Annotated in this window: 12 protein-coding genes; 8 read left to right on the forward strand and 4 right to left on the reverse strand. The window is 56.1% G+C overall.

The genetic code is table 11. The features are described from left to right. Positions 1-348 precede the first annotated feature (348 nt). The 7 genes from NFS22_RS21955 to NFS22_RS21985 are packed head-to-tail and all read left to right on the forward strand — an operon-like array spanning position 349 to position 6,643. Entirely contained in the window at positions 349-1,155 is an 807-nt protein-coding gene (locus NFS22_RS21955; protein ID WP_251319809.1) for a phosphate ABC transporter substrate-binding protein, read from the forward strand. Positions 1,156-1,157: 2 nt separating this feature from the next. Further along, complete coding sequence (gene pstC / locus NFS22_RS21960) at positions 1,158-2,027, forward strand: phosphate ABC transporter permease subunit PstC (RefSeq protein WP_251319810.1); 870 nt, start codon at positions 1,158-1,160, stop codon at positions 2,025-2,027. 2 nt (positions 2,028-2,029) lie between these two features. Beyond that, complete coding sequence (gene pstA, locus NFS22_RS21965; protein WP_251319811.1) at positions 2,030-2,887, forward strand: phosphate ABC transporter permease PstA; 858 nt, start codon at positions 2,030-2,032, stop codon at positions 2,885-2,887. Beyond that, complete coding sequence (gene pstB, locus NFS22_RS21970) at positions 2,884-3,639, forward strand: phosphate ABC transporter ATP-binding protein PstB (RefSeq protein ID WP_251319812.1); 756 nt, start codon at positions 2,884-2,886, stop codon at positions 3,637-3,639. The genes pstA and pstB overlap by 4 nt, the downstream gene beginning before the upstream one ends. Then, on the forward strand, positions 3,640-4,296 hold the full coding sequence (gene phoU / locus NFS22_RS21975) for a phosphate signaling complex protein PhoU (protein WP_251319813.1): 657 nt from the start codon (positions 3,640-3,642) through the stop codon (positions 4,294-4,296). It begins immediately after the preceding gene. Beyond that, positions 4,293-4,967 (forward strand): response regulator transcription factor, encoded by a 675-nt coding sequence (locus NFS22_RS21980; protein ID WP_251319814.1) that lies wholly within the window; start codon positions 4,293-4,295, stop codon positions 4,965-4,967. The genes phoU and NFS22_RS21980 overlap by 4 nt, the downstream gene beginning before the upstream one ends. Next, the gene (locus NFS22_RS21985; RefSeq protein WP_251319815.1) at positions 4,964-6,643 is read left to right on the forward strand and encodes a sensor histidine kinase; all 1,680 of its coding nucleotides are present in this window, start codon (positions 4,964-4,966) and stop codon (positions 6,641-6,643) included. The genes NFS22_RS21980 and NFS22_RS21985 overlap by 4 nt, the downstream gene beginning before the upstream one ends. A gap of 118 nt (positions 6,644-6,761) precedes the next feature. Here the strand turns inward: NFS22_RS21985 and NFS22_RS21990 are convergent, their stop codons facing one another. From NFS22_RS21990 to NFS22_RS22005, 4 genes are all read right to left on the reverse strand, one after another. After that, entirely contained in the window at positions 6,762-6,956 is a 195-nt protein-coding gene (locus NFS22_RS21990) for a hypothetical protein (RefSeq protein WP_251319816.1), read from the reverse strand. Next, positions 6,895-8,691 (reverse strand): VirD4-like conjugal transfer protein, CD1115 family, encoded by a 1,797-nt coding sequence (locus NFS22_RS21995; protein ID WP_420908904.1) that lies wholly within the window; start codon positions 8,689-8,691, stop codon positions 6,895-6,897. The genes NFS22_RS21990 and NFS22_RS21995 overlap by 62 nt, the downstream gene beginning before the upstream one ends. A 506-nt stretch (positions 8,692-9,197) precedes the next feature. After that, positions 9,198-10,631: a tyrosine-type recombinase/integrase gene (locus NFS22_RS22000; protein WP_251319818.1), complete on the reverse strand. Its 1,434-nt coding sequence runs from the start codon at positions 10,629-10,631 to the stop codon at positions 9,198-9,200. Next, on the reverse strand, positions 10,589-11,758 hold the full coding sequence (locus NFS22_RS22005) for a tyrosine-type recombinase/integrase (RefSeq protein ID WP_251319819.1): 1,170 nt from the start codon (positions 11,756-11,758) through the stop codon (positions 10,589-10,591). The genes NFS22_RS22000 and NFS22_RS22005 overlap by 43 nt, the downstream gene beginning before the upstream one ends. Before the next feature lie 193 nt (positions 11,759-11,951). On the opposite strand from NFS22_RS22005, the gene NFS22_RS22010 reads away from it, so the two are divergent. Next, positions 11,952-12,109, forward strand: a 158-nt coding sequence (locus NFS22_RS22010) for an antitoxin VbhA family protein (protein WP_277614991.1), incomplete at its 3' end; no start/stop codon positions are given.

Genomic DNA, 12,109 nt, shown 5'->3' on the forward strand with positions numbered 1-12,109 from the left:
CTCTGATGACGCCAGGTGCAAACTCAGAAAACTATACCCTATCATCTTCTAATTCCTAACTTGGTAGAGTACTAGGGCTTGTTTGAAAATTGTCATCATACCCAAACGGTGGCTCTTTTTTTCCCATACTTTGCCAATTTTCCTTGGAATACACCAAGTATTCCTGCGTCAAATTGGCTTCGTCTGGCGAAAAGATCCCTCACCGTTGGGCACATTTCCAATTTTCAAACAGCGCCTAAATGCCACGAGAGAATTTTACCTCAATTTTACAACGCTTGCCTTTTGAATTTTACACACCAGCAGTATTCTTTTCTCGTACCCCAAAAGTTGAAAGGAGAGAATTTAAACATGAAAAAATTTGCAAGTCTTATGCTGGCTGCTGTGCTGGCCCTATCGGTTATGGCGGGATGTTCACAGAAAACGTCCGGCACCGTCACCACTGATGGCTCTACCTCTATGGAGAAGGTGATCGGTGCGTTGGGTGAGGCGTTTGAGGCGCAGAACGACCGTGTGACCTTCACATACAACCCCACCGGCTCCGGCTCTGGCATCCAGGCGGTTTTGGAGGGGCGCTGTGACATTGGCCTCAGCAGCCGTGGCCTGAAGGCGGAGGAATCCGCCCAGGGGCTGACCGGAACGGTGCTGGCCTATGACGGTATCGCGGTGATCGTGAATCCCGACAATCCTGTATCCGAACTTGATGTAGATACCATCGCCAGAATCTACACCGGCGAGATCACCAACTGGAAGGACATCGGCGGACAGGATGCGGAGATTGTCCTGATTGGCCGGGAAGCCGGCAGCGGAACCAGGGACGGCTTTGAATCCATCACCGGCACAGCAGACAACTGCCAGTACCGCCAGGAGCTGACCTCCACCGGCGATGTGATTACCGCCGTGTCCCAGAACCCGGATGCCATCGGCTACGCCTCCCTCGCCTCCGTCAAGGACACCGTGCGGGCCGTCACAGTAGGCGGCGTAACACCCACAGAGGATGCGGTGAAGGACGGCAGCTATGTCATTCAGCGGCCCTTTGTCCTGGTCACCAAGACGGACACGCCCCTTTCGGAGCAAGCGCAAAAGTTCTTCGACTTCGCAACCTCCCCTGATGCGGCGGAGCTGATCTCTGGCGCGGGCGCTGTGGCGGCAAATTGACTATGCGCAGTAAAAAGCAACTGCTGGAAACCGCAGTCCACGGGATATTTCTGATGCTGGGATTGGTTACGGTAGGCTGTGTCTTGCTGATTACCGTATATTTGGTGGTCTCCGGCATCCCTGCCATCCGGCAGATCGGGCTTGTGCCCTTTCTACTGGGTGACACCTGGGAATCTACCGCCGCACAGCCCTCATACGGCATCCTCCCGTTCATTCTCACCAGCATTTACGGCACAGCGGGCGCTATCCTGTTCGGTGTCCCGGTAGGATTTTTCGCGGCGGTTTATCTGGCGAAGCTGGCTCCAACCCAAGTAAAATCCATCGTTGAGGCCGCTGTCAGCCTCCTGGCGGGTATTCCATCTGTGGTCTACGGTCTGGTGGGGATGCTGGTGCTTGTGCCGGGTACCCGGGCGCTGTTCCATGTGCCGGACGGGGCCAGCCTGCTGGCGGCAATCATCGTCCTGTCGGTCATGATTCTGCCCTCCATCATCAAAGTATCCATTACCGCGCTGGAGGCAGTACCGACAGAGTACGAGGACGCATCCCTGGCCCTCGGCGCGACCTCGATAGAAACCTATTTTCGGGTATCCGTCCCTGCGGCGCGAAGCGGCATCGCGGCGGCGGTGGTGCTGGGAGTAGGCCGGGCCATCGGGGAGGCTATGGCGGTGATGATGGTATCCGGCAACGCGGCAAATATGCCCTCACTGTTTGAAAGCGTCCGATTTCTTACCACGGCGGTATCCAGCGAAATGTCCTATTCCAGCGGCCTACAGAGGCAGGCGCTGTTCTCCATCGCCCTGGTGCTGTTTCTGTTCATCATGCTGATCAACGCCGTGTTGAATTTCTTCCTCAAGGGGCAAAAGGAGGGCTGATTATGCTGGACAGACCAATCTCCCCATCCCGGAGGGCCTATATCGGTGTAATGGGGCTGCTGTGCGCCCTGTCGGTGCTGCTGGTGTGCGCTCTGGCGTTGTTCCTCATAGGCTATGTGCTGGCTGCGGGCCTCCCCAACCTGTCCTGGGAGCTGTTGACCACCAAACCCAGCTACCTGTCGGACACCATCGGTATCCTGCCGGACATTTTGAACACCATCTACATCATCCTTGCCGCCCTGCTGATCGTCCTGCCTTTGGGGGCAGGGGCGGCGGTCTATCTGACCGAGTACGCCGCAAATAAGCGTCTGGTGTCTGTCATCGAGTACGCGGCGGAAACCCTCTCCGGCATCCCGTCCATCATCTACGGCCTTGTGGGGATGCTGGTGTTTACCGGCGTGTTGGGAACCTCTCTGCTGGCGGGTGCGCTGACGCTGGTTATCATGAACCTGCCCACCATCATGCGAACGACCCAGGAGAGCCTGAGAACTGTGCCCCAGAGCTACCGCGAGGGGGCCTTTGGCCTGGGGGCCGGAAAGTGGCGGGTCATCCGCACGGTGGTGCTGCCCGGATGTGCGGGCGGCATCATCACCGGCTGCATCCTGTCGGTGGGGCGTATTTTGGGTGAATCGGCGGCGCTGCTGTTTACGGCGGGCTTTGCCCATGCGCTGAACGGCTTTATTACCGGCCTGACCAGTCCGGGGGCCACCCTCACCGTGGCGCTGTACGTCTACGCAAAAGAGCAGGGAGAATTTGGCGTGGCATTTGCCATCGCCGCGATCCTGATGCTCCTGACGCTGGCGGTCAACCTGACTGCCGCCCTGGTGGGCCGCTGCTTCAAGAAAAGGAGGGCGCTATGAACAACGCAATTACCGCAAAAAATCTATGCCTGTGGTACGGCAGCGCCCAGGCATTGAAAAATATCAATATCCAGATTCCAGAGAACAACATCACCGCTCTGATCGGCCCTTCCGGCTGCGGAAAGTCCACTTTTCTGAAAACGCTGAACCGCATGAATGACCTGATTCCCGGCGTGAAGATCACCGGAGAGGTGCGGTATCTGGATACGGACATTTTCGCTCCCGGCCTGGATGTGAACGCTCTGCGTAAGGAAATCGGCATGGTGTTCCAGAAGCCCAACCCCTTCCCCATGAGCATCTATGATAACATCGCCTACGGCCCCCGCACGCACGGCGTCAAAAACAAAGCCAAGCTGGATGAACTTGTGGAGCAGTCCCTCCGGGGGGCGGCCATTTGGGAAGAGGTGAAAGACCGGCTGAAAAAGAACGCCCTGGGCCTGTCCGGGGGCCAGCAGCAGCGGCTTTGCATCGCCCGCGCCCTGGCCGTGGAGCCCAAGGTGCTGCTGATGGACGAACCCACCAGCGCCCTGGACCCCATTTCCACCTCAAAAATTGAGGAGCTTACAATGGGGCTGAAAGAGCGGTACACTATTGTTATCGTGACCCACAATATGCAGCAGGCGGTGCGCATTTCCGACCGCACAGCGTTCTTCCTGCTGGGGGAGCTGATCGAGTGCGGCGAGACGGAAAGACTGTTCTCCCAGCCGGAGGACCGGCGCACGGAGGACTACATCACAGGGAGGTTTGGGTAAGTGAGAAGTAAGTTTGATGAACAGCTTGCCCTTTTGAATACGGAACTCATCCAGATGGGGGCGCTGTGCGAGGAGGCCATCTCAAAGGCGGCGAAGGCGTTGGAGAACGGTGACCGCACACTGGCGGAACAGGTCAAGCCGTTGGAGGGCGAGATCGACCAGATGGAGCGGGACATTGAAACGCTGTGCCTGAAGCTGCTGCTCCAGCAGCAGCCGGTGGCCCGGGACCTGCGGCAGATCTCCGCCGCCATGAAGATCATCACGGATATGGAGCGCATCGGAGATCAGGCTGCCGACATCGCGGAGATCATTCTGGCAATGCTGGCCCAGGGGTATGTGCCGGAGGATGTGGGCCATATCCGGGAAATGGCGGCGGAGGTCATCAAGATGGTCACGGAAAGCGTGGATTCCTACGTCCAGAAAGATACTGTCCGCGCCAAGCTGGTGATTGCCCATGATGACATTGTGGATCAATGCTTTGACCGGGTAAAACAGGTGCTGATCGGGAACATCGCGGCAAACCCCGACTGCGGCGAACACGCTCTTGATTTGCTGATGATCGACAAATATCTGGAGCGTATTGGAGATCATGCAGTCAATATCGCGGAATGGGTGATTTTTGCCGTGACCGGGGAACACAAAGGAGAAGCGCTATGATCTGGTGTGTAGAGGACGATGCCAGCATTCGGGATATTGAGCTTTACACCCTGCGCTCCACCGGCTTTGAGGCCAGGGGCTTTGAGGACGGCGGAGCGTTCCTGGCGGTGCTGGAAACAGAGCGGCCGGAGCTTGTCATTCTGGATGTCATGCTGCCGGGAATGGACGGCGTGGAGTTGCTGCGGCGGATGAAGGCGACGGTACATCTTGCGGATATTCCCGTCATCATGGCCACCGCCAAGGGCGCGGAATACGATAAAATCCAAAGCCTGGATCTGGGCGCGGACGATTACCTGGTGAAGCCTTTCGGCATGATGGAAATGGTGTCGAGAGTAAAGGCCGTCCTGCGCCGCTGCCGCCCGGTATCTCCGGCAAAGCAGCTGACAGCCGGGGGCCTGACGATGGATCTGGAAGAACGGACAGTTACCGCAGACGGAGCGCGTATTTTGCTCACCTACAAAGAATTTGAACTGCTTCGCCTGTTCCTCTCCCGCCCCGGCGTTGCGTTCACCAGGGAACAGCTTTTATCCGACATTTGGGGCGTGGATTACACCGGGGAAACCCGGACGGTTGATATGCACATCAAGACGCTCCGGCAGAAGCTGGGAGACTATGGCGGGATGATCGAAACGGTGCGGCATATCGGCTACCGGCTGGAGGCAAAGGCATGACAAAGAAAATCTTCCGTTCTATCCTGCTGGCGGCGGTTTCCGTTCTCCTGGCAAGCCTGGTGATTATCATGGGCTGTCTGTATGACTATTACAGAAACGTCCAAGAGAAACAGCTGCGGGATGAACTTCGTTTGGCCTCTTATGGGGTGGAAGCAGGTGGAAGCGGCTATTTGGAGCAGTTGGCCTCTCCCTATCGGTTTGCGTCCGTAGCGGACTGCCGCCTGACCTGGATCGCTGCTGACGGCAAGGTGTTGTTCGATACCCATGTCCCGGCGGCGGAGATGGAAAACCACTCTGACCGGGTGGAGATACGAGAGGCGTTGGCCGAGGGGGAAAGCGAGGGCGTCCGCTATTCGCAAACGCTGACCGAGCGGACACTGTACTGCGCACAGCGGCTGTCGGACGGAACTGTCCTGCGTATTTCCATCAGCCAGTTGACGGTGTTTGCCCTGGCGATGGGGATGCTTCAGCCGATTTTGCTGACTGCAATCATAGCGGCCATTCTTTCCGCTCTGCTGGCCCATCGGATGGCGAAAAGCATCGTTGTGCCGCTGAACCGTCTGGACTTGGACAGGCCGCTGGAAAACGACGCCTATGAGGAATTATCTCCTCTCCTGGGACGTATCCACCAGCAGCACCGGCAGATCGAGGCACAGCTCCGGGAATTGGGGCGAAAAACCGAGGAATTTGAGCAGATTACAGAAAACATGGGCGAGGGGCTTGTTCTGCTGGATGGGAAAGGTGTCGTTTTAAGCATCAATCCCGCCGCGAGGACAATTTTTCATGCGGACAGTGCCTGCGTTGGACAGGAATTTCTTGTGATAGACCGTGACCATACAATCAATCTTGCTGTTCAGACCGCACTGGAGAGAGGACATAACGAAGTCCGCGCTGTGCGAAATGACCGGGAGTATCAATTTGACATCAGCCGGATCACAGTGGACGGACTTACAGCGGGAACGGTGCTGCTGGCCTTTGATGTGACAGAACAGGCCGCCGCAGAACGCAGCCGCCGGGAGTTTACCGCCAACGTGTCCCATGAATTGAAAACGCCCCTGCAATCCATCATGGGCAGCGCCGAGCTGTTAGAGAACGGCCTTGTCAAGCAGGAGGATGTTCCACAGTTTGTCGGCGTCATCCGTACAGAGGCGGCGCGGCTGGTAACGTTGGTGGAGGACATTATTCACTTGTCGCAGCTGGACGAGGGAACCGCGCCGGAAAAGGAACAGGTGAACCTTTTGGAACTGGCGGACAGTGCGGTATCCGCTTTGCGGGAGCGGGCGGAGGAGCGGCATATCGGCCTGTCCGTTTCAGGCGAAAATCTGATGGTAGACGGAGTGCGGAACTTCCTGTATGAAATGTTCTATAACCTGATCGACAACGCCATAAAATACAACATAGACGGCGGCAAGGTGGAAGTTACTGTTTTAACAGGTGATACTGCCGCAACTGTTTCCGTGAAAGATACCGGGATCGGCATACCGCCGGAGTATCAGGTACGAGTATTTGAGCGGTTTTTCCGAGTGGATAAAAGCCGCTCCAAGGCTTCCGGCGGCACCGGGCTGGGGCTGTCGATCGTCAAGCATATTGCGCAGTACCATCATGCCGACCTCGATCTGCACAGTACAATGGGGAGGGGAACTAGTATTTCAGTTTCTTTTTCACTTGAAAAATAATTTGTTCCCCGAATTTAGGTTCGCTATATAGGATTAAAGGGCAGAAAAATGTACTCATAATTCTCCGCCCTTTGATAATCTTTCGCTGTGTAAGCGTGGGTTGTTTGATGTAATATCCTTAACTGTGATTCACTTCGGACAAATTTTCCACGATCTGAAGGGGATCGTCCGCCGCGAAGGCGGGGACGATCATGACGGTCATAGACAGCACCAGACAGGCGAAGAGGGCGTAGGCCCGCTTGGCGCGGCGCTCAATCTTCCTCTGGCGATCCAGGGTGTTCAGGGGCTTCTGGGATTTCTTCATGATCTTCATAGGTTGCAGTCTCCTTTTCTTCATCAGATGTGTCGGTTTCCGGGGTGAACAGCGGTTCCCCCTGGAACTTCAGCTCAGGTTTTTCCTGATGGTGGATGTAGGGCGGCCCGCCGCCGTCAATGGTGTGGCGGATGGCGGAGTGTTCGGTCAGCTCGTACTTCAGATCCATCACCGGCTTGGCGCCCCGGATGAACAGGATGGCGTAGCGGTTGTCCAGCCCACGCACCTCATCTGGAGTCAACAATTCGCGGCCGCTCATTTGAAAATTGGTGGAGTACGATCCGGATTTGCCCTTGGTCTGACCGTGGGTGCGGGTGTCAATCGTGGCTTTCCCAAGGGCCTCCGAAATGTACTTATGCGTTGACGATTCGTTGCCGCCTAAGTACAGAATTGTGTCACTATTGCCCGGAATTGTCTCCCAACTATCCTTAAAAAGTTCCTTGATTTGTGCCATGTTCTGAATAATGGTGCTTGCCGAAATGTTGCGGGAGCGCATGGTGGCCAGCTCACGGGTGAAGCCTGGGAGGGGCATGGCGGCGAACTCATCCAATATAAAGTGGACGTGGCAGGGCAGGGTTCCGTGGTGGATCTGGTCCGCGCTGTAGTAGAGGGCCTGGAACGCCTGGGCGTAGAGCAGGCTCACCAAAAAATTCAGGCTGTTGTCGTTGTCCGGGATCACCGCGTACAGCGCGCACTTCCGCTCCCCCAGGGTGTAGAGGTCCATATCATCCCGGTCGGTGATGGCCTTGATCTGGGGCAGGTTGAAGGGGGCCAGCCGGACGGCGGTGGACACGAGTATGCTTTTTGAGGTCTTGCCGGCAGCCATTTTGAAGACTTTGTACTGCCTCACCGCCACACTGTCCGGCTTCTCCCGCTCAATGGCCTGGAAGAGCAGATCCAGGGGCGAGACGTATTCCTCGTCCTCCTCCTTGACCTCGGCGTACTCCAGCACCCGCATGACCATGGAGAAGTTCTGTTCGTATTCCGGAGCCTCCTGCCACAGCATGAGGATGATGGCCTGGAGCAGAGCGGTTTCCGCTTTCGTCCAGAACGGATCGGACTCATGGCTGCCCTTGGGGGTAGTGGCTTGGATGAGATTGTTCACCAGCCGCAGGGCGTCCTTCTCGTCTCGCACATAGCGGAAGGGATTATAGCCGTCCGACTGCTCCAGATTGACCAGATTCAGCACGCGGATGTCATAACCTTTGCTTTTCAAATATCCACCTGTGGCCAGCAAAACCTCTGATTTCGGGTCGGTAATGACATAATTTGTATTGGCTTCGAGGATATTCGGCTTTACATAGGTTCTCGACTTGCCCGCGCCGGAGCCGCCTATGACCAGCACGTTCAGGGAGCGGCGGTGCTTGTGGGTATCCAGCCCCAGGCGGACGTTTTTGGTCAGCAGCTTGTTCTGTTTCTGAGCGAACATAGCGTTGACCTGCCGTGGGGAGGCCCAGGCGGCGGAGCCGTGTTCCTCGCCGTCCCTGGTCCGGCCCTGCTGGTCGGCGTAGAGGCATATCCCCATGATGTACACCCCGGTGCAGACCAGGATGGTCACAAGACTGTGATTCGTCCACTGGATGCGGAAGGGGTGTTCCATGGCCGCCGTCAGGTTGGCAATGATGTCGGGCAGGCCGCCGCCCAGGGACTGAGCCAGCAGCAGCGCCGCCCAGACCACGGGAATATAGAGAAATAGGTAAACGGCGAGTTTACCCGTCCGGGATGGTTGATTCAGATCTTCCTCACCTCCAAAAAATACAGCAGCCCGAAGAATCTGCGCCTTGACAGCTTCTCCGGGCCTGTGTTACGATAGTTGCGGTACTTCCCTGTGATCCTAACGCACGTTTTTATTGGGACTTTGATCCCTCTTGTGCTATGACCGCAGGGAAGTATCTTTTTTATCTCGTTTTGGGCCTGTTTTTCGCAACAGATTTTGCTTTTTCTCTGGCCGGAGCGGACTGTTTCCTCCCCTGCGCCCGATACCCTTCCAGACGTGCCGCAATGGAAGGACGCTCACTCGTCCCCCTCATAGCGCCGCTCTCTTTGGGTGTACCAGCGCACACGCTGCTCTGAGGATAAGGGCTGATTTATGGCCTTGAAAATCTCCATTATCTGTTTCAGACCTGCCATTCTCGTGACAATTTCTGCTTGCTTTGTACGGCCGGGAACTCCTTGACCACATATTTGCCCACAGACAGAGAAAAACTGGCCCACCGGGGGTGTCCCGGTGGGCCGCAACTCTCAACTTGCCTTATTCTCTGCCCTCAGCCGCTCCTTTTCGGCGGCTACCTCTGTTTTCATCTCGGTTATCATTACTGCCAACAGCTTTTCACATTCCTCCTCCGTGTCTGCGTAGATGTCTCGGGTGCGCTTTGTCCCATCGGGCCAGGTCACCGTGTACCTTCCGTTCCAGCGCCCACTTTTGGTCTGACCCAAGTATCCGCTGCCCCAGTAGCGGCGCTTGCCCCGCTTGGGTTTGAAGTCTGTCAGAGTGCGGCTGGCTACCGCTTGGGGATTCTCTGCGGAAATCTCTACTTTACCAATACCTCGGTCGATTTTAGCGGCGGCCTGCTTCTGCATATCATCAGTGACGTGTGCGTAGACATTCAGCGTAGTGGCACTGGAGACGTGCCCGATGACGGTAGACAGAGTCTTTACATCCATCCCATGCTCCAGTGCGTTGGTGGCGAATACGTGGCGCAGATCATGGAACCGAACCTTTTTGCACCCAGCATGCGATAGGATTTTACTCAGCCTGTGGCTGGCGGCTGCTGGAGCCAGCGGAGCGTCCTCCTTTTTGGGAGAGGGGAACATCCACCGGGAGGAGACGGTTTTCTTGTACTCCTTTAGCGCCTCGACCACAGGCGGGGGAAGAATCACGGTTCGGATAGATGCCTTGGTCTTTGGCTCCTGGATCAGCAGTTCCTCTTTGGTTCGATAGACCTGCCGCTCAATCCGCAGTTCCCCGGTATTGAAATTCAAATCGTCCCACTGGAGTGCCATCAGCTCCCCCACCCGAAGCCCGGTGGTCAACTCTAGAAGGAATACCTCGTAGTAACCTTCATCCTTGGCCTGGATGAGCAGTCTTTGCAACTCCTCCCTGGTGAGCAGCTGCATCTCCTTCCGTCTGATTGGTGGAGCCTTGCATTCCTCAATTGGATTCTTTACGATCAATCGCTCTGCCACAGCTTTTTCCAACGCCCTGCGGCAGAGACTGTGACAGTTGCGCACCATATTGTCCGAGAGACCACCGTCTCTGGTTTCTCTATGCAGCGTACGTCCATCCTTTCTCATCCAGTTGAAGAACCGCTGGAGGTCATTCATCGTTAACTTGTTCAGAGGAACACTGCCCAATTTGGGGCGGATGTAGAGCCTGATAAAGTCCTCATAGGATCGCTGGGAACTGGGGCGGAGCATTGGCTTGCTGTAGTTTTCGTACCAGAATTCCATCCACTCACCGAAGGGCATATCTGCTCTGATCTTAACGGCGGTTGCGGGAGCCACGGATTCTTTCAGCGATTCCAGTTTCGCCACGCAGTCCGCCTTGGTCTTTGCCAACACATTTTTTGTTTTTGGCAGCCCTTTATCATCGTAGCCAATGACTACCCGGCCTTCCCAGCGTCCATCCTTTCTCAGCCGGACTGTACCCTCGCCGCTTTTGCGTTTTCTTCCCACGGTCTCAGCTCCTCTCCGAAAATATCTGTCAGGAAATCTCCTACTACTTCCGAGGCTCGCTTCTGCATATCGCCAGTGGTATGGGTGTAGGTATCCAAGGTAAACGCCGCCCTGGTGTGGCCCAGGATACTGGACAGGGTTTTCACGTCCACACCTGACGCCAGAGCGTGAGTTGCGAAGGTGTGACGCAAGTCGTGGAAGCGAATATTCGGGAGACCGGCCCGCTTCAGCAGAACTTTCAACTGGCGGTATGCGGAGCCAGGATCAGTGGGCTGCTCCGGTTTCAGCAGGTTGGGGAAGATCCACTCGCTCAGCGCAGACTCTTTTCGTTCACTGAGGACTGCGGCTGTGCTGGCCGGTAGTAAAATTTTTCGAGTGCCGGCGTTAGTCTTGGTATCCCCGGCAGTCAGTTCGCCGCCAGCTTGCCGGTATACGGTGCGGCAGACTTTCAGTGTGCCGGCGACCTCATCGAAGTCCTCCCACTTGAGTCCGCAGATCTCACCCCGGCGCAGGCCTGTGGTCAGCTCGGTGTAGAAGAAGTCACACCAGATTTCATCCTCCGCGATGACCCTCATGAACACATCCAGCTGCTCGTCCGTCAGCACCTGTTTCGCCCTATAGCTGAACTTGGGAGCGATGATCTGTTCGGTCGGGTTGCTGGCAATCAGATGAGCCTGCTGCGCCGCCTTCAGCGCACCGTGGAGCGTAGTGTGGATGCGGCGCACTGTACCGCTGGCCAGACAATCACTCAGTTTCTCATAGAACCGCTGCACATCCTTCGGTGTGATCCGGGATAGCTGCTTATTGCCCAGGCCGGGCCTGATGTGGTTCTCGATGTAGCTGCGATAGTTCCTCAGCGTGTTGGGCCGCAGAGTATCCGCCATGTTCTCCAGCCACTGATTGAGCCATTCACTCAAGGTCATCCTGCTCTGCTCCGTCAGGTCGGCCCCCTGATAGCTGTCGATGTGCTGGCGGAGCTTCGCGGACAGTTCCTTCTGCGTGGGAGCATAGACGTACCGGAAGATAGAGACGCCGTTTTCCTTGTGGCCCACCACGATACGGCCCTCCCAGCGTCCGTCGTCACGCTTGCGTACCATGCCGTCACCAGATGGTCTGCGCTTCGCCATGAGTTGTCACCTCCTTGTAGCCACACACCATACCACACCTTGGCGGGAATAGCTACTAATTTTTTCGAGGATTTTTATTCTTTGTTTTGCGGCGCAGAATTTGATGGGGACAGAAGGAATTTTCAGTTTGCAACCATTTAGCCTTTGTGCTACAATGCACATAATAACTTCTGAACAAGCGGAGGTGTGATTTATGCCGCATTCCATCGAGCGCTCTATTGAAGCTGCGGAGGTCTCTCTGCGGATGGAAGGGCTTTCTGTTACAGAGACCTGCAAAGAACTGTGCCGGAAATTGCTTGCCGGCGAAATTACGCTGGAGCAGTACTTGGCCCATATCATTCCCGAAAGAGG

It is taken from the genome of Flintibacter muris (genome assembly GCF_943192995.1).
GTDB lineage: Bacteria > Bacillota > Clostridia > Oscillospirales > Oscillospiraceae > Lawsonibacter > Lawsonibacter muris.

Bases quoted from the DNA above. Each gene is read 5' to 3' on its own strand.
- pstA (WP_251319811.1), top strand. From the start codon at position 2,030: ATGCTGGACAGACCAATCTCCCCATCCCGGAGGGCCTATATCGGTGTA.
- NFS22_RS21990 (WP_251319816.1), bottom strand. From the start codon at position 6,956: ATGAAGATCATGAAGAAATCCCAGAAGCCCCTGAACACCCTGGATCGC.
- NFS22_RS21980 (WP_251319814.1), top strand. From the start codon at position 4,293: ATGATCTGGTGTGTAGAGGACGATGCCAGCATTCGGGATATTGAGCTT.
- NFS22_RS21985 (WP_251319815.1), top strand. From the start codon at position 4,964: ATGACAAAGAAAATCTTCCGTTCTATCCTGCTGGCGGCGGTTTCCGTT.
- pstB (WP_251319812.1), top strand. From the start codon at position 2,884: ATGAACAACGCAATTACCGCAAAAAATCTATGCCTGTGGTACGGCAGC.
- NFS22_RS22005 (WP_251319819.1), bottom strand. From the start codon at position 11,758: ATGGCGAAGCGCAGACCATCTGGTGACGGCATGGTACGCAAGCGTGAC.
- pstC (WP_251319810.1), top strand. From the start codon at position 1,158: ATGCGCAGTAAAAAGCAACTGCTGGAAACCGCAGTCCACGGGATATTT.
- NFS22_RS21955 (WP_251319809.1), top strand. From the start codon at position 349: ATGAAAAAATTTGCAAGTCTTATGCTGGCTGCTGTGCTGGCCCTATCG.